The following is a 21,687-nucleotide window of genomic DNA, read 5'->3' as shown; positions in this document are numbered from 1 at the left end:
AGAAACAGACAAAACTTTATATTATTTCATTTGTCAACTTGACAGGGCCGAGTGCAAAGGCACGAGATTTTTTTGTTTACTAAATTATTTGGCGAGTGGGACGTCTTCGCTTTTGACCTTGCCCTTGACGCCCAGCGAAACGATGAAGGCGACAATGGCAATGATCAGGACAAAGCCGAAGCCGAGGTGGGCGCCGGTGGTCAAACCGGCAACGCCAGCCTGCTGAGCCGAGCCCAAGGCGAGCATTGACGTGGCAATGGCGGTGGCCACGGCCCCGACGATTTGCTGCAGGGTGTTGAGAATGGCACTGCCATCAGCACTCTCGGACCCAGGCAGGGAGTTCAGACCGTAAGTCTGAGCAGGCGACATGGCGAGCGGTGCGCCAATCATCAAAATGATGTGGCCGGCGATGACTCGGGCCAGGCTGCTGTGCGCGTTAGTTGACATCAGGACCACGACGCCGATCATCGCGACGATGAAGCCAATGCGGGTGAGCCACTTGGCCCCGAAGTGGTCGTAAAGGCGACCGGCAACAGCGGACACCGCAGCGTTGACGATGCCGCCGGGCAGCATGGCCAAACCGGTCATTGCGACAGGCAGGCCCATGACGTTTTGCAGGTATTGAGGCAGCAGGTACATCGAGGCGAGAATCACGCCGAAGTCCAGCATGACCAGCAAGGTGCCGGTAGTGAAGGCACGGTTTTTGAATGCCTTTAAGTTCAGCATTGGGGCAGTTTGACTCTGCTGACGGCCGGCGTACATGGCTAATGCGGCGATGCCGACAACCAGCGCCAAGATGACGCGGACGGACAACCAACCAGCGTCACTGGCCATCGAGGTCCCGATGACGATACCACCGAAGCCAATCGTGGATAGCGCAATGGACGCCCAGTCGATGGAAACACTTTTCTGTTCAAAGGCGTTGTCCAGCGCGACGGCAGTCAGGATGAAGGCAACCGCCAAGAACGGCACGAGCAGCCAGAAAATGGCGTGCCAGGACGAAACGCCCAGCAGGATCCCAGTGATGGTTGGGCCGATGGCAGGTGCGAACATGATGACCAAAGCGGCCAAGCCCATGACAGTGCCCAGGCGATACGGCGGGAAGATCTGCATCGCGACGGCGAACATCAGCGGCAGCACCAACCCGGTGCCGATCCCCTGCATCATTCTCCCGAATAACAGGACGGGGAAAGTGGGTGCCAAAGCGGCGATGACGGCGCCAATCAGGAAGGCACCAAGGCCGAACAGCACGATCTTCTTAGTGGCGAACCGCTTCGTCAGCATGCTGGATAGCGGCATGCAGATCCCGATGACCAGCATGTAGCCTGTGACCAGCCACTGAACGGTGCCTTGAGTGACATGAAGAGATGCCATCAGGGATGGCAGCGCGATATTCAGTGCGGTTTCTGAGAACATGCCGACGAACGAGCCGATCATGAGGCCCAGCATCGCAACGGCGGGATGTGCAATTTGCACGCGCGCTTTCGGCAGACTTTGAGACATTTCCATAAAATAAAAACTCCTTACCTGAAAAAATTGCCCTTACCAAACCAACAAAAAATCCCCACGGCATTGGCCATGGGGACTTGGCAGCACCATAATAGGCGGAATGTTGCTGCGATTTGTTCTTTTCGGGCCGAGGCCCAACGTCTGGTTATAATACGCGCAAGCGGCCTCCCAAGTCAAGCATTTTCTGAAAACGGTGGGGCGACAGGTGGTGCCAGAGCACGCTCTGTAGTACAGGTTTCAGGGTCGGAAACTAAAAAAACTGAGAAATGTTTTAGTAAATATTTTAGTAGTCGAAACGGACCTGCTTCATTTATCAGAATGCCTACATAACAGCAACCAGCTTTGGTAACTTGGACTAGCAATATTTTTTGAATCACCTAGAAATATCTACGAAAACGCTGAATGCGCTTTACTTTTTACCGGCATTCAGTAAAATTGGAGAAAGAGAGGAGGCGTGTGCATGGCAACACTCAAAGATGTCGCCGCGGCAGCCCAGGTTTCCATTACCACCGCCAGTCGGGTGCTGAATCGTGATGAGAGCTTTTCCGTCACGGACCAGACCCGCCAGAACGTCCTGAAGGCCGCTTCGACCTTGGGCTACGCTAGGCCGACGGTGCGCCACAAGAATAGTGGAACGGTCGTGCTCTATCAGTGGTACCCAGATGCCAAGGGCATGAGCACGGATTACTACAGCACGATCCGCCAAGCGGTGGAACAGGAACTCGCTGCCGTTGACTTAGGCGTGGTCCGGTTTTTCCCGGGCGATTCGATGCCGGCACTGTCGCGCTACGATGGGGTGCTGGCGCTGGGCAAGTTTAGTCCCGCTCAGTTGACCAAGCTGACCACCCGCGATCAGCCACTGATCGTCATTGATCAGGACGTGCTTTCCCGTAAACTGTCCTGTGTCGTTCCAGATTTTGAAGGTGGTGTGGCGCAAGTCGTCGCGCACATGGTGCAAAGTGGTGTGCGGCACCCCCTGTTTCTGGCGGGCCAGGAACACGCTAGTGACGGGTTCGCCCTGGCCGATCCGCGCACCCACTTCTTCCCCTTGCAGGCGGTAGCGGCCGGGCTGCCCATTGCGACCACGTTGACTTCTGATTTCACGATGAACGGGGCGTACAAGGTGATCTCGCAGTTTCTCGCCAAGCGTGATCACTGCGCGTTTGACGCCATTTTTTCCGCAAACGATGAAATGGGGATCGGCGCGCTGAAGGCCTTGCAGGAGCACGGCATCAAGGTCCCGGAGCAGGTCGCGGTATACGGGTTCAACGATCTGAACATGGGGCGGTTTGTCAGCCCCGCGCTGACTTCGGTGCGCGTGCGCAGCGAGGAACTCGGTGCCGCGGCGGTCCAGCTGTTGCAGGCTAAGCTGGAGGGAACGCTCACTTTTCCGCTGCGCATCACCCCTGAAAGCGAACTGATTGTTCGCGGCAGTACTAATTAATTTGTAGTTTGACCTTAAAGGAGGAAGCAATAATGGATGTAGAGGAACTGAAGACAAAATTTGAAGCGGTGTTTGGTCAGCCAGCCTCGGCCACTTATTTTGCGCCAGGCCGGATCAACCTGATCGGCGAGCACACCGACTACAACGGTGGGCATGTTTTCCCGTGCGCGATCAGCCTTGGGACGTACGCGGCAGTGGCCCAAAATGACGCGGGGGCGCTGCGGCTGTACTCGGGTAATTTTGACCAAGTGGGTATCGTTGAGGTCGCCCTCAGTGACCTCGCAACACCGGCCGACAAGAAGTGGACAGATTACTTCAAGGGCATGGCGCAGCTGCTGCAAAAGAATTATCCAGCCTTCACCCAAGGCCTGGATGTTTACATCTTCGGCAACCTGCCAAACGGCGCCGGCCTGTCGAGCTCGGCTTCCCTCGAGCTGCTGGCAGGGACGATTCTCAAGGATCAGTACGGGTTGAAGGAATCCATGCTTGATCTGATCAAGCTGGGCCAGAAGGTTGAAAATGGCTACATTGGCGTCAACTCCGGGATCATGGATCAGTTCGCGATCGGCATGGGTAAGGCGAATCACGCGACTTTGCTGGACACCAACACGCTGGAATACGAATCCGTGCCGCTGGACCTGCAAGACAATGTGATCTTGATCATGAACACCAACAAGCGCCGTGAGCTGGCCGACTCCAAGTACAACGAGCGCCGCAGCGAGTGCGAGGAGGCGTTGCGCCGCCTGCAGACTAAGCTCGACATCAAGACCCTTGGTGACCTGAATGAGGATCAATTCGATCAGGCCAGTTACCTGATTTACGACGGCACCCTGATTCGGCGTGCGCGCCACGCGGTGTTTGAAAACCAGCGGACTATCAAGGCGGCAGCTCAGCTCAAGGCCGGCGACCTGGTCGGCTTCGGCCACTTAGTCTCAGCGTCCGGCGTCAGCCTGGCGTATGATTACGAGGTGACCGGCGTTGAGCTCGACACGCTGGTCAAAGAGGCCGTTAAGCAGCCTGGCGTGTTGGGCGCTCGCATGACCGGCGCCGGGTTTGGCGGCTGTGCGATCGCGCTGGTGGCCAAGGACCACGTTGACGCGGTCAAGGCGGCGGTCGGTGCTAAGTACCAAGAGACGATTGGCTACGCGCCATCGTTCTACGTCGCAGAAATTGCTGACGGCCCCAAGCGGTTGGATTAAGGCGCCTGTTCAGGTTTCAGGGAAATAGGAAAGGAAGTTTTGTTGATGACAATTGCAGTTTTAGGTGGGGCCGGTTACATCGGCTCGCACACCGTGGCGCAGCTGGTCAAGGCCGGCGAGGACGTCGTCGTGCTTGATAACTTGATCACCGGCCATCGCCAGGCGGTGGACCCGAAGGCGCGCTTTTACCAAGGCGACATTCGCGACTACAAGTTTCTGAGCAGTGTATTTTCAAAGGAAAAAATTGAGGGCATCATTCACTTCGCGGCTTTTTCCATCGTGCCGGAGTCGATGAAAGATCCGCTCAAGTACTTTGATAACAACACCGGCGGTTTGATCACGCTGCTGGAGGCCATGCACCAATTCGGCATCAATAAGATCGTCTTTTCCTCAACGGCGGCCACGTATGGTGAGCCGAAATCGATTCCCATCAAAGAAACCGATCCGCAGGTCCCGACCAATCCCTACGGCGAGTCCAAGCTGGCCATGGAAAAAATTATGCACTGGAGCGACGTTGCGTACGGCATCAAGTTTGTCGCGCTGCGCTACTTCAACGTCGCCGGTGCCATGCCAGACGGCAGCATTGGTGAGGACCACCACCCTGAGACGCACCTGATCCCAATTATTTTGCAGGTCGCGGCAGGGACGCGCACCGGACTGCAGATTTTCGGTGATGATTATCCGACCAAGGACGGCACCAACGTGCGCGATTACGTCCATGTGGTCGATTTGGCCGATGCCCACATTCTCGCGCTGAAGTACCTGCGCGAAGAACACGACTCGAACGCCTTTAACCTGGGTTCCGCCACGGGCTTTTCCAACTTGGAGATCCTGAACGCGGCGCGCAAGGTGACCGGCAAGGAAATCCCGGCCACGATTGGGCCGCGGCGGGCCGGGGATCCCAGCACGCTGATTGCGGCGTCTGATAAAGCTCGCGAGATTCTGGGCTGGAAGCCGCAGTACGATGACGTCGAAAAGGTCATCGAAACCGCCTGGAACTGGCACGAAAGTCACCCGAAAGGCTACGGTGACCGGGCATGACAGCAGTCGAGCGCCAGGTTGATTACATTCTCCAGCTGAACACGGCGTACTCCGAGCTGGATCGGACCTTTCTCGTGAATCGAATCCTGAACTTGGTTGGTGATGCCGCCCGCGATTTGCCGGCGCAGGCTGATGCGTTAGCGAACCTCGATCAGCTGGTTGAGGCTGGGATCCAAAGCGGTAGGATCGAAGACCGGCTGAGCGCCCGCCAGATTCTGGAGGCCGAGCTGATGGCCTTGGCCACCCCGACGCCAAGCCAGACCAACGCGGCCTTTTGGCAGAAGTATCAGGCGTCGCCGAAAACGGCCACAGATTGGTTCTACGGTCTGTCACGAGCGAATAACTACATTCAAACCCGTGCGATTGCCAAGAACATCGGCTTCACCACGCGCACGGACTATGGCGACCTGGAGATCACCATCAACCTATCCAAACCAGAAAAGGACCCGAAGGACATCGCTGCGGCAGCTCATGCCAGCGCCACTGCGACTTACCCGGCCTGCCAGCTGTGCATGGAAAATGAGGGGTACGCCGGCCGCAGCGATTATCCGGCGCGGGGCAACCACCGCATCGTTCGTTTCACTTTAGGGGGGCGCACTTGGGGCTTCCAGTACTCGCCGTATGCGTATTTTGGGGAGCACGCGATTTTTCTGGACAGTGTGCATGAGCCGATGAAAATCACGCGCACGACCTTCACGAACCTGCTGGAGATCTTGACGCTGTTCCCGGATTACTTTGTCGGCAGCAATGCCGACCTGCCGATCGTCGGCGGCTCAATGCTGGCGCACGAGCACTATCAGGGCGGCAAGCACGTGTTTGCAATGAACAAAGCTGCCGTGGAGACGCCGTTTAAGCTGACCCAGTGGCCGCAGGTGTCCGCCGGGATCGTGAAGTGGCCAATGAGTGTGATCCGTCTGGAGTCGGCGGACAAGGAGGCGCTGGTTTCAGCGGCCGAGCAGGTTCGTGCGACTTGGGCGGCGTACACCGATGAGTCAGTCGATGTCCGGGCCCAAACAGCAGGTGAGCGTCATCACACAGTGACGCCGATCGCCACGCGCGATGGAGACGTCTTTCGCCTGGATCTAGTGCTGCGGGATAACCAGACCTCGTCTGAATTTCCGGATGGCATTTTTCATCCGCATCAGGACGTTCAGCACATCAAGCGCGAAAATATCGGTTTGATCGAAGTGATGGGCCTAGCCATTTTGCCGGCACGGCTCAAGACCGAACTGGTCGAGGTCAAAAAGTATCTGCTGGACCAGCCCAATCAGATTGCCGCCAGTCACAAGCCCTGGGCGGATCACCTCAAGGAGCAGCAGACCTGGACGCCAGCCAATGCCGATGCCCAGCTTGATGACGCCGTGGGCCACGTGTTTGCGCGGGTGCTGGAAGACGCCGGGGTGTTCAAGCGTGATGCGGCAGGCCGCGCGGCGTTTGGCCGGTTCGTCAAGGCGCTATGACAGGAGGCATGTCATGAGCATTCAAATGCACAAATACGGCACGCTGCGCGGCGAGCCGTTGTATGAGTTCATCCTGACCAACCAGGCGGGAATGGCCGTTCATCTGCTTAACTACGGCGCGACCTTGGCGCGCGTGGTGGTGCCGACTGCACACGGGCCGCTGGATCAGATCCTGACCCTGCCCAGCATTGCCGACTATGCCAAGGAGCGCAACTTCCTGGGCGGGACGGTCGGCCGCGTGGTCGGCCGCTTGCCGGGTCATGTCTGGCACCGTGCGGGTGGGGATGTGACCCTGCTGGCCGGCGAAGGCGACAATGCCATCCACGGCGGTCCGGAAGGGTCGGACACGCAGGTGTTCACCGCCCGTTATCAGGAGAGTGAAACCGGCGACCAGGTGACGTTCACGCTGCTGGATCCGGCCGGCCACAACTGCTTCCCGGGGAATGTCAAAACGACCGTCACCTACACCTTGCATGCGAACAACACGCTGACCTTTGCGCTTCACGCCGTCACCGACGAGGAAACGCTGTACAATCCGACCAATCACGTCTACTTCGCACTGGACGGGCTGACGGCCGGGATTGACGACGCAACGCTGACTTTGGCGGCGGATCATTACGCACCGCTTGACGACCACCACCTGCCCAGCAGCGGCTGGGCGCCTGTGGCCGGGACCCCGTTTGATTTTCGCAGCGGGGCCAAGCTGGGCGACCGAATGCCGCAGGTGCTGGACGAGCAAGGCTTTGACCACCCGTTCCTGATTAAAAAGGCGCAGGCCGTGCTGCTCACGGGTAAGACCGGTCGCAAAATGGCACTGACCACGACGGCGCCGGCGGTGGTCATGTACACCGCCAATCACTTTGACCACAGCGGCATCGCCCACAACATTGGGGCGCACAGCGGCGTGGCGCTGGAGGCGCAGATTGCGCCACCAAGCGGGCAGGACTGGTCCAGCATTACGCTGCTGCCAGGCGAGCCGTATGATCTGGAAACCAGTTGGCGCTTCTTTGAATAACACTAATACCCCTTCGCAGCCGCGAAGGGGTTATTTTTTCATCGCAAAAAAGTCTTTTCGCAATATGGAATCACTGCGAAAAATTCATAATTTACACCTAATTGGCCGATAATCTAATCTCTGTCGTGAAGACGAAATCATTCAGATTGGAGCATCGACCATGAATTTTATTAAACGTGCATGGCTTAACCTGATTGCCAGAAAGGGCCGCAGTCTATTGCTGATCTTGGTGACCGGGGCCATCATGCTGTTCGTCATGGCAGGCTTGTTGATCAAGTCGGCGGCGAGCCAAGCCGTCGCCAACGCCAAAAGCAGCGTGGGTGCCACCATTACCTTGACCGCCAACCGCCAGGCGGCCTTCAAGAAAATGCGCAGTGGCAGCAGCGGTACCCCCGGTGGGCAGCCAGGGGGTCAGCCCCCCAGCCTGACGCTGACCCCGGTCAAACTAAGCAGCGCAAAAGAAATCGCTAAGCTCGACTATGTTTCCGGCTATAGTGTCGCCGTTTCGGCCTCAGCAAACGCCAAGAATTTTGACGCGATCAGTACCTCCTCTGCCAGCAGCCAAGGCCCAAGCGGCATGACGACCAGCCGTGGTGACATCAGTCTCTCAGGGGTGTCGAGTACCAGCAGTAGTAGCAGCTTTGCTGACGGCACAGATAAGCTCACTAAAGGGCGCGGCCTGAAGACCAGCGACGTTGGCACTAATAACGTCGTGATCGAAAGCGAACTCGCCACGCAAAACAGCCTTAAGGTCGGCGACACGATCACAGTCAAGGCGACAAGCGGGACCAAGAAGACGCATGCCCTGAAAATCGTCGGCATCTATAAGGCGAAGAGCACCGCCACGGCAACCATGGGTCCCGGTGCCAGCGACCCGGCCAACACGATATTTACGAGCTACACGCTGGCCAACACGCTTAAAGGTAGTAAATACCAAGGAACGGCGGATTCGGTGGTCTTCACTGTCAGCACCCCGAGCCAGGTCGCTGCAGTCAAGAAGCAGGCGAGCAAGCTGGTCTCCAGTAAGTACAGTCTGAGCCTGGATGACCAGAACTACCAGATGGTCAAAACCTCAATGAGCAGTGTGACGAGTTTTGCGGACAAGGTCGTTTGGCTGGTCGCAATTGCCGGGACCATCATCCTGGCCTTGATCGTGATTTTGATGATCCGCGAACGGCGCTACGAAATTGGAATCTTAATGGCGATGGGCGAAAGTCGCTTTAAGATCATTGCCCAGTTCTTCGTTGAACTGTTTGTCGTGCTCCTGGTCGGCGTTGGCATTGCGGCCGCTGGGGGTACCTTCGTCGGCAACCGGTTGGCCGCGCAAGTGACAGCCAGTGCGTCGAGCACCAGCACCGGCCAAACCGCGAGCCAAATGCTCGGCGGCAAGGGCGGCGCGCCAAGTGGGCAAGCACCAGCTGGCGGTCCTAGCGGCCAAATGCCTGGGAGCGCACGGACTGGTGCGGCCACACAGCAAAAGCAGACCAAACTGGCGGTCAAGGTGACGGCCAAAGACGTCGCGCTGTTGTTCGGGCTAGGGCTTGCCATCATTTTATTGGCGATTCTGGCTGCGGCTGCGGGCATCTTGCGGCTTCAGCCCAAGATGATTCTGATTCAATAGACTGGAGGGTCAACGATGTTAGAAACTGAGAAGATGACTTACTGGTATACGACCGCATCGGACTACTTGTTCAAGGACGTCGACCTGCGGTTTGAGCCCGGGCGCTCCTATGCTATTGTCGGCCAGTCCGGCACTGGCAAAACCACCATGGTGTCGCTGCTGGCGGGGCTAGACGCGCCCAAGGCCGGGAAGATCAAGATTGCCGGGCAGGACATTGCCAAGATGGGTCTGGGCGCTTATCGAAGGCGGCAAGTCAGTGTCGTTTTTCAAGCGTTCAATCTCTTCACCTACATGTCGGCGCTGGAGAATCTGATGACCGCGATGGCCATCACGAAGTCCAGCCGCCGGGGCGATCAGGAATTTTCCCGGGACATGCTGCGCAGGCTGGGCCTGACGGATGAGCAGATGACCCAGAATGTCCAGCGTCTCTCGGGCGGTCAGCAGCAGCGCGTGGCCATCGCCCGCACGATGGTCTGCGACGCGCCGCTGGTGGTCGCCGATGAGCCCACTGGGAACCTGGACGAGGCCAACACGGATGAGGTGATTGCCTTGTTCAACCAAATCGCCCATGAGCAGGGCAAGTGCGTGATCATCGTCACCCATGAACCCAGCGTGGCCGAGCAGTGCGATGGCGTGCTGCGCCTGGCTCAGCGGACCTTCAGGTGGGAGAAAACGCCCACCGCCGCAGCAGTGTGAGGGGTGAACATAGGAATTAACCTGACAAAAAAGCTCAACCCGCTGAGGTTGAGCTTTTTCGCTAGATTTACTTGCGCTCGCTGACGCGCCAGGATTGCGGAATGGCGAAGTCGTAGGTGGTGGTAAGCACCTGGCCATTTTGGCCGGAGCCGGCGAAGAGGAAGGCGGCAAAGGTGTCCTTGTAACGCAGCTCGGTGCGCTTGATAGTCACGTGCGCTTGCCGTGAATTGGTGCGGTGCAGCTTTACATCAGTATTGACGCCGGGCTTTGCCACTGAGACCTTTTTGCTGAGCGGATTCTTGCGGTAGACCACCGCGAGATTTTGCTTGGCGGTGCCGATTGGGACGGTCAGGATTGTGTGATCAGCCGCACCGACGATTTCAGTGGTTTGGGTGAACACTTTGGTGGTCATGCCGAAGCGCGAGGCGTCATTGGCCGCAATGGCGCCGACGCTGGCAATCAGCAAGACGCCGAGCCCCGCGATCCAGATCCGGCGGCGCAGGGAGCGTTGGCCCAGCACCGCGACCAGAAAAAGCGCCAGTGCCGCAACAATTAGGATAACCAGAATCATGAGCGGTCCCCTCCTTGATCAATGGTGTCGTTGGTTAGGCGCAAACTAAGCAGAAACCCGATGGCGGCAAAAATCAGCGACACCACGAAGGCTGCGCGGTAGCCGGCCACGGTCGCAGTTTGCATTTGGCGCGCAAAGGCGATCGGGTTGCTTTTGGCTAAGCCGGCGGTCGGCGTCTGGCCTTTGGTGACCGAGGCCAGTACGGAAACCAGGATCGCGGTGCCAATTGACGCCGCAATCTGGCGCACGGTGTTGTTGACAGCCGTCCCGTGGTTGATCAGGTTGTCCGGCAGGGCGTTCATGCCGCTGGTGGTGACGGGCATGGTGACCATGGTAATACCGAACATCCGGACCGTGTACAGCACCGTCACGAACAGGATAGGCGTATCCGGCGTCAGGGTGATCAGCGGGAACGTGCCGACCAGCAGCAGGAACAGGCCGGTCGTGGCCAGCCGCTTGGCGCCCATGCGGTCAAAAATCCGGCCGGTGATCGGCGACATGATCCCCATCATGATGGCCCCAGGCAGGAGGATCAGCCCTGAGTGGAAGGCGCTTTGGCCGCGAATCGTCTGGATGTACATCGGCAGGACCATTTCCACGCCGACCATCGACATGAAGGCGACGGCCGTCAAGATCACGGACAGGGTGTAGGTTTTGCTGGTGAACACGCGCAGCTCCAGCAGCGGTTTGTCCAGGTGCAGCTGGCGGTAGACAAAGGCCGCCACGACCACAATGCCGAGGACCAAGCTGCCGATGACGATCGGGGAGCCCCAGCCGGCATCGCCGACGCTTGAGAAGCCGTACAGCAGCGAGCCAAACCCGATGGTGGACTCAACGACGGATAGCACGTCGATTTTAGGATTCGTCGTGGTCAGCACCTTGCGCATCGAATAGGATGACAAAATGAGCACCAGCGCGGCGATCGGCAGGATGACGGAAAACAGCGAGCGCCACGAGTGGTTGAGCAGGATCCAGCCAGACAGGGTTGGCCCGACCGCCGGTGCCAGGCCGATGACGATGCCAGCCAGACCCATGGCGGAACCCCGTTTGTTTGGCGGGAAGACTGAGTACATGACGGTCTGGAAGGTCGGCGCGGACATGCCGACGCCCATCGCCTGAATCAGCCGGCCTGTCAGCAGCATCGGGAAACTGACCGCGAAGCGCGAGATCAAGGTGCCGACGAAAAAGATTGAAATGGCGGTCATGTACAGGTACTTCACGTTGAATTTGCTGAGTAACCACGCCGAAACGGGGATCATGATCCCCATCACGAGCATGAACCCGGTGGTTAACCATTGGACGGCCGACGCGTTGATGTGGAAAGTTTTCATCAGCGTGGGAAAGGCCGTGGTCAGGATCGTCTGCGTCAGGAACGTCGTAAACGTCCCAATCAGCATGGTGACAACGAGCAAGTTTCGATTGTAAGGCTTGCCGTTGACGTCTGTGGGCTGAGTCATGTAATTTTCATTCCCTTCAATAATTAAAATTGCAATTAATAAGTCTATCACTAATTAATGGTAAGTTACAACTCTTACGTATGGAAAGCTGATTGCCGACCGCACGCGGTCCCTACCTCAGAGGACAAAAAAATAGGCCTGAGCCCAGGTCTATCCGCTTTTCTGAAACTTAAACTGGTAATTCTTCATCTTCACCGTCGCCGTCAACGTCCATGGCCTTCGGAATCTCCGGCCCCACTGTGACGTTGAACCAGTTGGCAAAGCCGCGGCTATAATCCGTGACAGTGAGATTGAACCGGTCCAGCACCACTGAATCATTGAGCTTGAGGTCGGGGTAATCTTCCATCAAAAAGCCCGCGATAGTGACGATGTTGGCATTTTCAAACTGCTTGAGATCAACGTGGAAGAACCGCTCAAAGTCGTACAGCGTCGTTTTGCCAGACACCTTGAAGACGTTTGCCTGGCCTGTTTTGATGATGTACTCGTCGGACACGTCATCGATCTCGTCCTTGACGGTCCCAAACAGTTCCTCGTAGATATCCTTATCAGTGACGATGCCGCTGGTGCCGCCGTACTCGTCAACGACCACGACAATTGGGGTCTGTTTTTTGATCATCTGCTGCAGGATCGAGTTGATTGGCGTCGCTTCAGGCACCGTGACCATGGCGCGCAGGAGCTTGGACACGTGAACCGTGTCGTCCACTTGCGCTTGTTTGACGAGGTCGTAGATGTAGACGTACCCGAGCACCTTATCCTTGTCGCCGTCAGCCACGACCGGGAAGCGAGAGTAACCCTCTTGCAGGTAGTCGCGAATGACCTCGTGCACGGTCGCGTTGATATCGATCACGACCAGACTGGTGCGATCCACCATAATGTCGTGCGCGGTTTTGTCGTTGAGATCAAAGGCCCGCTGCATATAGGTGACATCGTTTTGCTCCATGTCGCCGTTATCAATGGCGGCCTTGGACAGGTTCAGGATTTCGGCTTGGCTGAAGGCCTCGTTGCTTTCATCGGCCGGTTTCATGCCCATCAGGCGCACCAGCCCGTTAGCGCTGACGTTCAGCAGCCACACGAACGGGTAGAAGATGCTGTGAAAATAGTGTAGTGGGGTGACGACGATCATCAGGACCTTGACGGGAATATCGATCGCGATGTTTTTCGGCACGATTTCCGTGATCACGACTTCTAGGTACGTCAGCACAATGACCCCGAGCACGGCGCCAATCGCGTGGAGACTCCCGTTAGGCAGTGCCAGATGCGTCATTTTCATGACGTCGATCAGCAAAAAGGTGACAAAATCTTCCCCGATCCAGCCGAGGATGATGCCGCAGACTGAGGTGCCGACCTGCGTGGTGGATAGATATTCATTCAGTCGCTGGACCATGCGCAGCGCGCGCTGCAATTTTTTGCGATTGCCCTGACCCTTGTCGATCATGTCTTCCAACGCGCTTGGCCGACTTTGGACCAGCGCAAACTCCGCTGCCACGAAAAAAATGGCAAACACAAACGTAATGACTAACACAACTAGATTAGAGGCAACTTGGCCACCATCCATTGATTCGATTCCTCATTTCTTGGTATTCTTTGAGACTATTGTAGCATTATACACGTACCAGTGAGTTATGCTAGCAAAAGAGGGGAGTGATTCTCGTGGACCAAATCACCATGGTACGAAAAAGCGTGGCAGCGTATCAGCAGGATCCGGTTAAACCGCAAGGCGAGCTGATTTCGGAACGGCTGCCGGAAACGCCAGCCAAGGGCAAAACTTCGCCGCAGTGGCAGGTGATCAACGAGGACGTGGTCAAAACCATGGCTCGCCTGAGCGGTCACATCGGCGTGATGAACTTTGCCAGTCCGACGACGCCCGGCGGTGGGGTCGAGTACGGCGCCCACGCCCAAGAGGAAAGCATCGCCAAGTGCACCTACCTGCTGCCTGTGCTGCAGCAGTTCGAGCAGTCGTATTACCAGCCCAACCGACTAGATGCCAATAGGGGCCTGTTCAGCAGTGCGTTGATTTACGCCGCCCGCGTGCGGCAGGTGTTTGATGACGCCAGCCGCGAGCTCACTGACCATTATGTCGATGTTGCGACCGTGGCGGCACCAAATCGCAGCGCGTATCCTGGCTTGACCGACGCGGATACCACCCCGGACATTACCCTTAAAATCAGCCAGACGCTGCGGGCGTTCAAGACGCACGGCGCTGATCACCTGATTTTAGGCGCGTTTGGCAGTGGGGTATTCGGCAATCCGCTGCCCCAAGTTGCCACGATTTTTCGCCAGCAGCTGCTGCGGCCTGAATTTAATGGGGCCTTTCCAGAAATTGTTTTCTCGATCTATGACCCGGACGGCGGCCGCGTGCAGGTGTTTGAGGAAACCTTGGCTGGGTGGCACGACTAAAAAAGTGCCTCCCGCGATGCGGAAAGCACTGACTGGTTAAACTAGCCACGATTGCGCCGCCACTTAGATGCCGGCGGCGTGATTTTGGCGCGATGGGCGACCACGACAAACAGTTTCGTGCCGGTGGGCTGCTGACTGGGCGCAAAGCATTCACTGACGGTGATCAAGCTGGATAAGTTTGCCTTGACCTGGCTGGCATCGGCGGCGCCAGTGACGGCGAGGACCATCTCGCCGCTTGGCCGCAGCAGCTTGGCCAGGTGATGAGTGCTTTGGCGCAGATCTTCTGCCGGAAAGGCAAAGGGGCCGATAATCACGTCGTAGGGCCCGGTCAAAAGATCGAAGCGCCGGTCCGGCATGATGCGGTAGCGTAGACGATCAGAGCTCGCAACGGCGCGCGCGGCACTGATTGCATTGCGGTCGCGGTCCACACCCAGCACCGCAATCGCACCGGCGTTGATGGCAGCGCGGCAGAAGGCGCCGTCGCCAGAGTGAATCGCAAGGACCCGCTTGCCTTCAAGGTCAGGCGCTTTTTGCGCAAGCACGGGCCACAGCGGCTGGTTGCTGCTCGTCGGCAAGGCGCCTTCAGCAGGTTTCATGGTGGGATAAGGTTCCATATTTGCACAACCTTTCGCTACTATTATACGAGAACTGACCTTAGGGTGCCAGGCTGGCAGTTAGAGATAGCTGAGGTCGTTTTTCGTCAGGTCGGCGTAGCTTTCGCGGCGCACAACGAGTTTGGCCTGGCCATTTTCGGCGAACACGACGGCAGGGCGCGGGTTGCGGTTGTAATTGGAGGCCATTGAGTAGCCGTATGCGCCAGTGGCCAGCACTGCGACCACGGCGCCAGCTTCTAAGTGGGGCAACTTGGCCTGATCGATCAAAATATCGCCCGACTCGCAGTACTTGCCGACCAGCCGCACCGTTTCTGTTGCTTCGGCGTGCGGGTCGGCGGCCGGCACCGCCTGGTAGTCGGCCTGGTAAAGCGCCGGGCGAATGTTGTCGCCCATCCCGCCATCCACGGCAACAAACGGCTTGAGTCCTGGCACGTCCTTGCGACTGCCAACGGTGTAGAGTTGGTAGCCGGCAGGGCCGACAATCGAACGGCCGGGTTCGATCCAAATCGCCGGGGTGGCAAACGGCAGGTCGGCCGCTGCAATGGTATCAAGGATGGCGGCAACAAAATCTTCCGCGGGCAGCGGGTCATCACTGTCGGTGTACGCAATCCCAAAGCCGCCGCCAAGGTTCAGAACCGTAGGCGTGAAATCGAGGGTCTCGTGCCAGTCGGTCAAGATGGCGAGCAGGCGCTTTGCCGCTGCCACAAACCCCTTGACCGCAAAAATTTGGCTGCCAATGTGGGCGTGGATGCCCAGCAGGTGCAGCTGCGGATCGGCCAGCACGCGGGTGGCTGCGGCCTTGGCCTGGCCGGAGTCGACATCAAAGCCAAACTTGCTGTCGGTTTGCCCTGTTTGGTCATACGCGTGCGTGTGGGCGGAAATTCCCGGCGTCACGCGCAGCAGGACGTCTTGGGTCCGGGCCGGCTGCTGCTTGAGCAGATCGGCCAGCAGGTCAAGCTCATGGAAGTTATCGATGATGATGGTGCCGACGTGCGCCGCTAGCGCCTGCTGAAGTTCTGCTTCGCTTTTGTTGTTGCCGTGAAAAGACACATGGGCCATTGGAAACTGCGCGGCCTGGGCCGTGTACAGTTCACCGCCGGAGACTACGTCCACATGGGCGTGCTCCTGGGCGGCGACTTGGTACATCGCGACTGTGGCGAAAGCCTTGCTGGCATAACTGATCGCGTACTTGGCGTGGTGCGCCTTGAAAACCTTGGCAAACGCGCGAAATTGCGCGCGGATCGCCGCGACGTCGTACACGTAGGCCGGCGTTCCAAATTGCTGGGCCAGCGTCAATGCGTCGCAGCCTCCAATCACCAAGTGACCTGCCGCATTCGTTTCAATCTTCATGACAATGCCTCCCGAAGTCAGTTTAAGCAAAGTCTAGCCTTTGCCAGTCGGCTGGTCAATCATCGATGGCAAGCCGCATGCGCTTGTGCTACAATTTAGCCACTTATTATGAGGAGGCTTTCGAATGGCTGAATTGCGCCGCGTCCACGGCTCGGAAAACACTTTTTTTCTATTGGATCAAACCACGCTTGAGCACCAATTATCACGCGCGGAATTGGTGACGCTGACCAAACGGCTGAGCAGCCGGGAGACCGGACTGCTCGGTGGGGCGGACGGTATGCTGATCGTCGACGACGCGGCAGGCGCTGTGGGCCGCATGACCGTCATCAACGCGGATGGTAGTCTAGCCAAGATGTGTGGCAATGGGCTGCGGACCGTTGCGCGCTACCTCAGTGAGAAGACTGGCCAGCAGCAGTTCACCGTTCAAACCGAAGAGGCGGCGCTGCGGGTGCGCCATGTGGCAGATTTTGCTGCCGGCGTGCCAGGCTTTTCGGTGGAGATCTCCCCAGTCAGCTTTGCCTCCAGCGCTTTGCCGTTTGCCGCGTTGGGCACGGATAAAATCGTTGACCAGGTGCTGCCGGCACTAGACCCAGCGTTGCGCTTCACGGCGGTGGCGGTGCCGAACCCGCACCTGATCGCGTTCGTCTCTGAAGCTGAACTTAATGGAGAAAAGATCGGGGCGCTGGGCAAAAAGCTTAACGCGCCCAACCCGTACTTCCCAGAAGGGGTCAACGTCACGTTTGCCGCCATCGAAGGGGCGCACACCTTGTTCGCGCGCACGTATGAGCGTGGGGTCGGCTTCACCAATGCGTGCGGTACCGGGATGGCGGCCACCAGCCTCGCCTTTGTGCTGACGCACCCTGAGGCCGCTGCACTGGATCAACTCAACACGGTTTACAATCCGGGCGGCGTGGTCCAAACCAACGTGCACGGCAGCGGGGCCGATTACTGGATCGAGCTGATCGGTAACGCGACGACGACCCACCTGATCGATGTGCCGGAAACCGCGTTGCACCAGGGCCGGTTTGGCGGCGCCCAAATCGCCGAAACCGGCGAGGAGGCCGCCTACCAGCGATTTGTGGCGACCTTGCCTTACCGCGACGTCATCGCCGCAATCTAAGCTTAGCTAAAAAACGCCCCGGTTCAGTTTTTCGCTGAACCGGGGCGTTTGCGTCTGGCTAGTCCACAAAGACGAGCTGGAACTCATTGTTCTTAGTATCAATGTTGACGGCCACGTGGCGATTGAGGTCTTGAACCATGTTGCGCGCGAAGTTCATTTTATCCTCAAAATCCTTGTAGGCCTTAGTTTCCGGAATACTTGTGTAGTCAAAGTTTTCGCCGATAAAGGCGGGGTCCGTGACAAAGCGCAGGTTGTTCTGGTCGTGGCGACTGCCTGGCTTCAGGACGCTGTCAATGTAGTGGAAAAGCGTCGTCGGCGCAAAGTTCAGCGGCTTGTCGAGCTCCGTTTGAATCGTGAAGTTCGGCGCGTCATCGACCAGCGAGTCGTTCACCTGCACCTGGGTCAATCCTTGGTATAGTTTCATAAGCGCACACTCCTTTCCGCTTTGGGTCTATTATAACGCACATGGGTCAAGACAGGTTTGCACATCACTTCAGGTACAAGGCGCGCAAATCGCGACGTTCGGCGTCGCTTAACGTGAGCTCGTTTTTCAGGTAGTTCGGCAGGTTGCCGTATTCCCGGTTTATGGTGTTAAGCGCGGAGTCCAGGTACTCGTTGGCCACGCCGCCCAGGGACCGGTACGACGATTGCAGCGCTGGTGAGCCGCCCGCCTGAATCACCTCGTCCACCATCCGCTGGCCTTCCGCCACTAGGTAAAGATTCGAAGCCAAATAGTCCTGGCGAATCGTGATGGGATCGACGCCGAGCGCGGTCAGCAGGTACACCGCGCCCATGCCGGTGCGGTCCTTGCCGGCGCTGCAGTGAAACAGGACCGCGCCGTCACTGCCTTGGCTTAAAAGCACATCGAAAAACTGGCGGTACGCTTTTTTTGCGCTGGGCTGCACCACGATGCTGGCGTACGTGTTGACCATGCTGCGAAAGCCGGCGAGCGGGTCCTTGGCCAGCTCGGTGTGGCGCGCTTCTTCCGCCTCTTCGGTGACCTTGGTTTCATCAGTGGGGAAAACCGGATCGAACAGGTCCTGCGCGCCGGCGGGAACCTGGTCAGGGGCATCGGCGCGTTCCTGGGGCGAGCGGAAGTCGACGATGGCTTGCAGCCCGTAATCCGTCAGATAGGTCAGATCAGTTGCGGAAAGCTCATTGAGTCGGCCCGACCGCAGCAGGCGGTGGGTGCGCACCGTTTGGCCGGCCTTCGTCTTGTAGCCGCCGAGGTCGCGAAAATTAAAGCCGTGGTGAATGGGAAGAACGATGGGTGTCACGATAAAACCTCCTTGATGGATTCGGTTTCAGTATACCGAAGGCGGCCAAAATAAAAAAGCCGCCTGGACAGGCGACTTTGTGACGCGCTTAGTCCTGCTCCGCCGCACTGCCGATGATCATACCGGCGGTGAAGGAAGCCACTAAGTCTTTTTTGGTCTGCGGCAAGCGAGAGCCGTTGTACGTCAGTATCGTGTTGTCTGCAAGCAGATCTTCAACGCGGATCACATTGTACTCATCAAGGTCGATCGCATCGCGATTGGTCGCGTACTTGTCCGGGTAGGCAAGTGCGAGGATATTGTTCGCGTCCGTGTTGTAGTACTCCGCAAGCTTGCGGATACTGCGTTCACTGGGAATCGTTTGATCGTTTTCCCACTTGGTAAAGCTGGCCGGGGAGGTGTGCGTGGCCTTAGCGACTTCAACGATGGACTCGCCGCGGCCCTTGCGAATCTGACGCAAGGCACTGCCAACTGTTTCTGTCATATTTTCACCACATTCCTATAAGTTAGAATCACTAAACCAATTGAAATCGGTTCACCGTTCAATTTAGCTTTTTTACTGGGAAAATGCAATTATTCGCGGGCGTTTTTATCGATTTTTTTATTGTCAACATTCAATAGAAACCCTTTGCAAATCTGAAAGCCCCTGTTAGACGATTTTTTTACTCTTAAAAAAGCTTATCTGTGGTCTGCGAAAGCGTCTGCCGCCGTGATGCTTCTGCTTGTTTTTAACGGGCTGATGATTTACGCTTGAAGAAAGAGAGGGTGTGATCACATGGATCAAGAATATACCACGATACTGGTTCCAGTTGATGGCTCCGACGAGGCTGAGCTGGCATTCAGCAAGGCGGTCAAGGTCGCACAGACCAACCACGCCCACCTGGACATCTTGAACGTCCTTGACACGAAGCAGTTTATTGGCGGTTACGGCGGCATGATTTCAGGCGATGCGATTTATCAGCTGACCCAGGATGCGCAAAAGTATCTGGAGGGCTTGCAGGAGCGGGCCGAGAAGGCCGGACTGGCCGACGTGGCGATTCACGTGCGCTTCGGCAATCCGAAAAATGTCATCGCGACTGATTTTCCGCACGATCACAAGACTGATTTGATCATGATCGGCGCCACGGGGCTGAATGCGGTCGAACGCGTGCTGGTGGGCTCGGTCACCGAGTACGTCAACCGCACCGCGCCATGTGATGTGCTGATCGTCAAAACTGAAGCTTAGTCAATCACTGAGGGTCTCGCTGCGGCGGGGCTTTTTTAGGTGGGCCAGTCTGTGTTTGACGACAGCTGGCCCTTTTTTGGTCAGGCCTTGGAAAACTGCTTTTTGGCCGCGTAATCTACCTGCGGAGGTGCTAATATGGAAGAATCAGTTTGGTGGGCCAAAAGCCCGGTGCTAAAAGACTATCACGATCATGAATGGGGCGTGCCCAAGCACAACGAACGCCAGCTGTTCGAGCTGCTCAGCCTGGAAAGCCTGCAAATTGGGCTGAATTGGGAGCTGGTGCTGAACAAGCGCGCCGCGTTTAACGAGGTGTTTCACGACTTTGATATTGAGGCCGTTGCGCATATGACGGATGCAGACATCTTGCCGCTCATGGCAGACGCGCGGCTCATCCGCAATCGGCGCAAGCTCGCGTCGATCCCGCACAACGCCCGCGCGGTTCAGCAGATCCAACAAGAGTTCGGCAGCTTTGCGGCGTATGTGTGGCACTTTACCGACGGCAAGCAGCTGGTCAATAAGCCGCGCCGCTGGGCCGATGTGCCGGCGTACACGGACCTGTCGACAGCGGTCGCCAAGGACATGAAAAAACGCGGCATCACCATGATCGGGCCGACCACGGCGTACAGCTTCCTGCAGGGGGCTGGAGTGATCGACGACCATCTGGCCTGACTGAAAAATTAATTTCTGGTAGGACAATCATGCACAATAAACGGTTACTAGGGTTAGGACTGGCGATTTTTGGCTCGTGCCTGTGGGGCGTGTCAGGGCCGGCCAGTGAAGTGCTATTTCAACAAGGAACGGACGTGGCCTGGCTGATTTCGGCTAAGATGCTGATCGCCGGTATTTTAACGATGGCATTTGCCTGGCTGCGTGAGGGCAAGCAAATTTTTGCCCCGTGGCAGAACAAACATGACGCCTGGCAGATGACGATTTTTATCCTGTTTGGCATGATCACGATGCAGTTCATTTACTTTAAGGCCGTGGAAGTGGCCAACGCACCGACTGCCACCACGCTGCAGTATTTGTCGCCGGTTGTGATCCTTTTGATCCTGGCCGTGCAGACGCGCCAGCTGCCGCGCCGCATTGACGTGCTGGTGATCGCCATGGCCATGTTTGGCACGCTGCTGGTGGTCACGAAGGGCCACCTGACGACACTGGCGATTTCGCCGAGCGCGCTGATGTGGGGCCTGGGGGCAGCGCTGGCCGCGGCACTTTACACGCTGCTGCCGGCGGGGCTGCTTGCGCACTACTCGCCGCTGGTCGTGGTCGGCTGGGCGCAGCTGATTGGTGGGCTGCTGATGACGCTCTATCGGCCGCTGTGGATCGGCGTCCCGCACCTGAACGGCCTGGGCTGGGGTGCGTTCGGGTTTGTCGTCATTTTTGGGACGCTGATCGCGTATCTGGCGTATCTCGCCAGCCTAAGGTACATTTCGGCGACGGCGGCGGGGCTGCTAGACGCCTTCGAACCCATTGGCGCCACCATCACCTCAGTGCTGTTTTTACACTTGCACCTCGGGTTTGCCGAGCTGCTGGGCACGGCGGTGATTATCGGGACGGTGTTCTTGATGGCGGCGACAGGCCCCAAGGCACCCAAGACGGTCAAGCCGCGTGACCCCGCGGCATGATTTTGGCTTTGCGAGTTTGCGCAAATTGGTTTGGTGCAGTACAGTGGCCGAACTGACTTGCGCTTTTTG

Annotated in this window: 21 protein-coding genes; 12 read left to right on the top strand and 9 right to left on the bottom strand. The window is 57.5% G+C overall.

Annotation, left to right across the window (positions count from 1 at the left end):
* Positions 1-84: 84 nt before the first annotated feature.
* A complete protein-coding gene (locus FC75_RS06005; protein WP_056989394.1) occupies positions 85-1,509 on the bottom strand; it encodes a DHA2 family efflux MFS transporter permease subunit in 1,425 nt (474 codons plus the stop codon).
* 460 nt (positions 1,510-1,969) lie between these two features.
* On the opposite strand from FC75_RS06005, the gene FC75_RS06000 reads away from it, so the two are divergent.
* The 7 genes from FC75_RS06000 to FC75_RS05970 all read left to right on the top strand — a co-directional run bounded on the left by FC75_RS06000 (position 1,970) and on the right by FC75_RS05970 (position 9,985).
* A complete protein-coding gene (locus FC75_RS06000; RefSeq protein WP_056989393.1) occupies positions 1,970-2,953 on the top strand; it encodes a LacI family DNA-binding transcriptional regulator in 984 nt (327 codons plus the stop codon).
* Between the two features lie 32 nt (positions 2,954-2,985).
* The gene (locus FC75_RS05995; protein WP_056989392.1) at positions 2,986-4,152 is read left to right on the top strand and encodes a galactokinase; all 1,167 of its coding nucleotides are present in this window, start codon (positions 2,986-2,988) and stop codon (positions 4,150-4,152) included.
* 45 nt (positions 4,153-4,197) lie between these two features.
* Positions 4,198-5,193 (top strand): UDP-glucose 4-epimerase GalE, encoded by a 996-nt coding sequence (galE, locus tag FC75_RS05990; protein ID WP_056989391.1) that lies wholly within the window; start codon positions 4,198-4,200, stop codon positions 5,191-5,193.
* Entirely contained in the window at positions 5,190-6,653 is a 1,464-nt protein-coding gene (locus tag FC75_RS05985; protein ID WP_054662142.1) for a UDP-glucose--hexose-1-phosphate uridylyltransferase, read from the top strand. Before galE ends, FC75_RS05985 begins: the two co-directional genes overlap by 4 nt.
* Positions 6,654-6,666: 13 nt before the next feature.
* The gene (locus FC75_RS05980) at positions 6,667-7,668 is read left to right on the top strand and encodes an aldose epimerase family protein (RefSeq protein ID WP_054662145.1); all 1,002 of its coding nucleotides are present in this window, start codon (positions 6,667-6,669) and stop codon (positions 7,666-7,668) included.
* Positions 7,669-7,828: 160 nt separating this feature from the next.
* Positions 7,829-9,289, top strand: coding sequence for an ABC transporter permease (locus FC75_RS05975; protein ID WP_054662148.1), 1,461 nt, complete (start codon positions 7,829-7,831; stop codon positions 9,287-9,289).
* Positions 9,290-9,304: 15 nt separating this feature from the next.
* Positions 9,305-9,985 (top strand): ABC transporter ATP-binding protein, encoded by a 681-nt coding sequence (locus FC75_RS05970; RefSeq protein WP_056989390.1) that lies wholly within the window; start codon positions 9,305-9,307, stop codon positions 9,983-9,985.
* A 67-nt stretch (positions 9,986-10,052) separates the two neighbouring features.
* Here the strand turns inward: FC75_RS05970 and FC75_RS05965 are convergent, their stop codons facing one another.
* The 3 genes from FC75_RS05965 to FC75_RS05955 form a co-directional block, all read right to left on the bottom strand.
* On the bottom strand, positions 10,053-10,556 hold the full coding sequence (locus FC75_RS05965; protein WP_054662151.1) for a DUF4811 domain-containing protein: 504 nt from the start codon (positions 10,554-10,556) through the stop codon (positions 10,053-10,055).
* Positions 10,553-12,013, bottom strand: a complete 1,461-nt coding sequence (locus FC75_RS05960; RefSeq protein WP_056989389.1) for an MDR family MFS transporter — start codon at positions 12,011-12,013, stop codon at positions 10,553-10,555. Before FC75_RS05960 ends, FC75_RS05965 begins: the two co-directional genes overlap by 4 nt.
* A 169-nt stretch (positions 12,014-12,182) precedes the next feature.
* Positions 12,183-13,568: a hemolysin family protein gene (locus tag FC75_RS05955; protein ID WP_056989388.1), complete on the bottom strand. Its 1,386-nt coding sequence runs from the start codon at positions 13,566-13,568 to the stop codon at positions 12,183-12,185.
* A gap of 95 nt (positions 13,569-13,663) precedes the next feature.
* On the opposite strand from FC75_RS05955, the gene FC75_RS05950 reads away from it, so the two are divergent.
* A complete protein-coding gene (locus tag FC75_RS05950; RefSeq protein ID WP_056989387.1) occupies positions 13,664-14,410 on the top strand; it encodes a TIGR02452 family protein in 747 nt (248 codons plus the stop codon).
* A 41-nt stretch (positions 14,411-14,451) separates the two neighbouring features.
* On the opposite strand, the gene FC75_RS05945 is transcribed toward FC75_RS05950, so the two are convergent.
* Positions 14,452-15,024, bottom strand: a complete 573-nt coding sequence (locus FC75_RS05945; RefSeq protein ID WP_054662154.1) for a class I SAM-dependent methyltransferase — start codon at positions 15,022-15,024, stop codon at positions 14,452-14,454.
* Between the two features lie 60 nt (positions 15,025-15,084).
* Positions 15,085-16,374, bottom strand: coding sequence for a diaminopimelate decarboxylase (lysA, locus tag FC75_RS05940; RefSeq protein ID WP_056989386.1), 1,290 nt, complete (start codon positions 16,372-16,374; stop codon positions 15,085-15,087).
* A gap of 124 nt (positions 16,375-16,498) precedes the next feature.
* Between lysA and dapF the strand changes: the two genes are divergently transcribed.
* Positions 16,499-17,494: a diaminopimelate epimerase gene (gene dapF / locus FC75_RS05935; protein WP_054662156.1), complete on the top strand. Its 996-nt coding sequence runs from the start codon at positions 16,499-16,501 to the stop codon at positions 17,492-17,494.
* A gap of 58 nt (positions 17,495-17,552) precedes the next feature.
* Here the strand turns inward: dapF and FC75_RS05930 are convergent, their stop codons facing one another.
* The 3 genes from FC75_RS05930 to FC75_RS05920 all read right to left on the bottom strand — a co-directional run bounded on the left by FC75_RS05930 (position 17,553) and on the right by FC75_RS05920 (position 19,252).
* Positions 17,553-17,918, bottom strand: coding sequence for a hypothetical protein (locus tag FC75_RS05930; protein WP_056989385.1), 366 nt, complete (start codon positions 17,916-17,918; stop codon positions 17,553-17,555).
* 64 nt (positions 17,919-17,982) lie between these two features.
* The gene (locus FC75_RS05925) at positions 17,983-18,771 is read right to left on the bottom strand and encodes a tyrosine-protein phosphatase (RefSeq protein ID WP_054662159.1); all 789 of its coding nucleotides are present in this window, start codon (positions 18,769-18,771) and stop codon (positions 17,983-17,985) included.
* Positions 18,772-18,859: 88 nt separating this feature from the next.
* The gene (locus tag FC75_RS05920) at positions 18,860-19,252 is read right to left on the bottom strand and encodes a helix-turn-helix domain-containing protein (protein WP_054662162.1); all 393 of its coding nucleotides are present in this window, start codon (positions 19,250-19,252) and stop codon (positions 18,860-18,862) included.
* 291 nt (positions 19,253-19,543) lie between these two features.
* Between FC75_RS05920 and FC75_RS05915 the strand changes: the two genes are divergently transcribed.
* The 3 genes from FC75_RS05915 to FC75_RS05905 all read left to right on the top strand — a co-directional run bounded on the left by FC75_RS05915 (position 19,544) and on the right by FC75_RS05905 (position 21,618).
* Positions 19,544-19,993, top strand: coding sequence for a universal stress protein (locus FC75_RS05915; RefSeq protein ID WP_056989384.1), 450 nt, complete (start codon positions 19,544-19,546; stop codon positions 19,991-19,993).
* A gap of 135 nt (positions 19,994-20,128) precedes the next feature.
* Complete coding sequence (locus FC75_RS05910; protein WP_056989383.1) at positions 20,129-20,662, top strand: DNA-3-methyladenine glycosylase I; 534 nt, start codon at positions 20,129-20,131, stop codon at positions 20,660-20,662.
* Between the two features lie 29 nt (positions 20,663-20,691).
* On the top strand, positions 20,692-21,618 hold the full coding sequence (locus tag FC75_RS05905; RefSeq protein WP_054662165.1) for a DMT family transporter: 927 nt from the start codon (positions 20,692-20,694) through the stop codon (positions 21,616-21,618).
* Positions 21,619-21,687 lie beyond the last annotated feature (69 nt).

It is taken from the genome of Lacticaseibacillus camelliae DSM 22697 = JCM 13995, from assembly GCF_001436615.1.
GTDB classification, from domain to species: domain Bacteria; phylum Bacillota; class Bacilli; order Lactobacillales; family Lactobacillaceae; genus Lacticaseibacillus; species Lacticaseibacillus camelliae.
The sequence above is the reverse complement of the archived record's forward strand: the minus strand, read 5'-3'. Positions and strand labels throughout refer to the sequence as shown.

Coding starts and splice junctions, on each gene's coding strand:
- FC75_RS05915 (WP_056989384.1), top strand. CDS start 19,544: ATGGATCAAGAATATACCACGATACTGGTTCCAGTTGATGGCTCCGAC.
- galE (WP_056989391.1), top strand. CDS start 4,198: ATGACAATTGCAGTTTTAGGTGGGGCCGGTTACATCGGCTCGCACACC.
- FC75_RS05975 (WP_054662148.1), top strand. CDS start 7,829: ATGAATTTTATTAAACGTGCATGGCTTAACCTGATTGCCAGAAAGGGC.
- FC75_RS05970 (WP_056989390.1), top strand. CDS start 9,305: ATGTTAGAAACTGAGAAGATGACTTACTGGTATACGACCGCATCGGAC.
- FC75_RS06005 (WP_056989394.1), bottom strand. CDS start 1,509: ATGGAAATGTCTCAAAGTCTGCCGAAAGCGCGCGTGCAAATTGCACAT.
- dapF (WP_054662156.1), top strand. CDS start 16,499: ATGGCTGAATTGCGCCGCGTCCACGGCTCGGAAAACACTTTTTTTCTA.
- FC75_RS05910 (WP_056989383.1), top strand. CDS start 20,129: ATGGAAGAATCAGTTTGGTGGGCCAAAAGCCCGGTGCTAAAAGACTAT.
- FC75_RS05965 (WP_054662151.1), bottom strand. CDS start 10,556: ATGATTCTGGTTATCCTAATTGTTGCGGCACTGGCGCTTTTTCTGGTC.
- FC75_RS05960 (WP_056989389.1), bottom strand. CDS start 12,013: ATGACTCAGCCCACAGACGTCAACGGCAAGCCTTACAATCGAAACTTG.
- FC75_RS05985 (WP_054662142.1), top strand. CDS start 5,190: ATGACAGCAGTCGAGCGCCAGGTTGATTACATTCTCCAGCTGAACACG.
- FC75_RS05930 (WP_056989385.1), bottom strand. CDS start 17,918: ATGAAACTATACCAAGGATTGACCCAGGTGCAGGTGAACGACTCGCTG.
- FC75_RS05905 (WP_054662165.1), top strand. CDS start 20,692: ATGCACAATAAACGGTTACTAGGGTTAGGACTGGCGATTTTTGGCTCG.
- FC75_RS05945 (WP_054662154.1), bottom strand. CDS start 15,024: ATGGAACCTTATCCCACCATGAAACCTGCTGAAGGCGCCTTGCCGACG.
- FC75_RS06000 (WP_056989393.1), top strand. CDS start 1,970: ATGGCAACACTCAAAGATGTCGCCGCGGCAGCCCAGGTTTCCATTACC.
- FC75_RS05980 (WP_054662145.1), top strand. CDS start 6,667: ATGAGCATTCAAATGCACAAATACGGCACGCTGCGCGGCGAGCCGTTG.
- FC75_RS05995 (WP_056989392.1), top strand. CDS start 2,986: ATGGATGTAGAGGAACTGAAGACAAAATTTGAAGCGGTGTTTGGTCAG.
- lysA (WP_056989386.1), bottom strand. CDS start 16,374: ATGAAGATTGAAACGAATGCGGCAGGTCACTTGGTGATTGGAGGCTGC.
- FC75_RS05920 (WP_054662162.1), bottom strand. CDS start 19,252: ATGACAGAAACAGTTGGCAGTGCCTTGCGTCAGATTCGCAAGGGCCGC.
- FC75_RS05955 (WP_056989388.1), bottom strand. CDS start 13,568: ATGGATGGTGGCCAAGTTGCCTCTAATCTAGTTGTGTTAGTCATTACG.